The sequence below is a fragment of the Marivita sp. genome, from assembly GCF_965656765.1.
Classification (GTDB): domain Bacteria; phylum Pseudomonadota; class Alphaproteobacteria; order Rhodobacterales; family Rhodobacteraceae; genus Marivita.
Genome location: NZ_CBFHLV010000132.1, coordinates 1 through 1,412 on the forward strand (window position 1 = coordinate 1; position 1,412 = coordinate 1,412).

Annotated in this window: 2 protein-coding genes and 1 pseudogene; all 3 read left to right on the top strand. The window is 60.5% G+C overall.

Annotated features, from left to right (window positions below; translation table 11 throughout):
* Positions 1 to 371 (top strand): phage BR0599 family protein (locus ACTG4M_RS17410; RefSeq protein ID WP_439124936.1); only part of this gene is annotated, 371 nt, incomplete at its 5' end.
* The gene (locus ACTG4M_RS17415; protein ID WP_439124937.1) at positions 368 to 805 is read left to right on the top strand and encodes a peptidase; all 438 of its coding nucleotides are present in this window, start codon (positions 368 to 370) and stop codon (positions 803 to 805) included. The genes ACTG4M_RS17410 and ACTG4M_RS17415, both read left to right, overlap by 4 nt.
* Before the next feature lie 11 nt (positions 806 to 816).
* Positions 817 to 1,412 (top strand): annotated as a pseudogene (locus ACTG4M_RS17420) (baseplate multidomain protein megatron); the annotation flags it as partial.

Below are 1,412 nucleotides of genomic sequence, written 5' to 3' on the forward strand. Positions count from 1 at the left end.
CGGTCACTGAAGTCGGCCCTAAGGGCGACCTGACACTTGCTGGCGCGTCAGGGTTTGAGGCTGGATGGTTCCAACGCGGGCGATTCACGGTTCTTGATGGGCAAGCCGCTGGTTTGTGGGGCGTGATCAAGCGCGATGTGTTGTTGGAGGATGGCACGCGCCAGATCGACCTGTGGGAACCGTTGAGGGCCTCTTTGGTCGAGGGTGATCGGATCAAGCTGATCGCCGGATGTGACAAACGTTTCGAGACCTGCCGGACCAAGTTCGACAACCTGATCAACTTTCAGGGCTTTCCGGACATCCCGCAAGAGGAGTGGGTCTTGATCCACCCAACAGCGACGCGGTCGCAAACGGGGGGAAGTTTGCGATGATGGGGGCGGATATTGTCGCCATTGCGCGTTGCTGGATCGGAACGCCTTACGTGCATCAGGCCAGCCTGCGCGGGGCCGGGGCGGACTGCCTTGGATTGCTGCGCGGAGTCTGGCGCGCGCTTTATGGACAAGAGCCGGGGTTTATACCTGCCTATTCCCCAGATTGGTCCGAGCCTCAGGGCGAGGAGGTGCTTTGGCGCGCGTTGAGCGCCCGGATGTTGGCGAAGCCACTGGATGTTGATGCCGGGGGCGATGTGATCCTGTTTCGGATGCGTGATCGTAGCGTGGCAAAGCATTTGGGACTTCAGGCACGGGTCGGTGAAACTGCCAGTTTCGTGCACGCCTATGCGGGGCATGGGGTTCTGGAAACGTCGCTCAGCGCGCCGTGGCAGCGGCGGATCGTGGCGCGATTTGCGTTTCCGGACGTTCAATAAGGATAATTCTCATGGCAACTCTGGTTCTTTCTGCGGCGGGCGCTGCGCTGGGCAGCAGCCTTGGTGGGTCAGTACTTGGCCTGTCGATGACAGCAGTCGGGCGGTTTGCAGGGGCGACCTTGGGTCGTGCCATTGATCAGCGCATTCTGGGCGCTGGGGGGCAAACCATCGAGACCGGGCGACTGGATCGGTTGCGTTTGAGCACGGCAGGCGAGGGCCAGCCAATCCCACAAATCTACGGGCGCATGCGCGTTGGTGGGCACATCATTTGGGCGACGCAGTTCAAGGAGCATGTGTCCACATCCGGCGGGGGCAAGGGCTTGTCGCAGCAGCCAACGGTCGAGGAATACAGCTATTCGGTCAGTCTTGCTGTCGCGTTGTGTGAGGGCGAAATAACAAGCGTAAATCGTATCTGGGCAGATGGGGCCGAGATCTCGGTCTATGATGTGGCGATGCAGGTCTACCCCGGATCGCATGATCAGTTGCCGGACCCAAAGATGGAAGCGGTCGAGGGGGTGGGCGCGGTGCCGGCCTATCTTGGAACGGCCTATGTGGTGTTCGAGGATTTGGACCTAAGCCGGTTTGGCAATCGCGTGCCACAGTTTTC

Excerpts from the sequence above, each read along its gene's own strand:
- ACTG4M_RS17415 (WP_439124937.1), top strand. The coding sequence starts at position 368 with ATGATGGGGGCGGATATTGTCGCCATTGCGCGTTGCTGGATCGGAACG.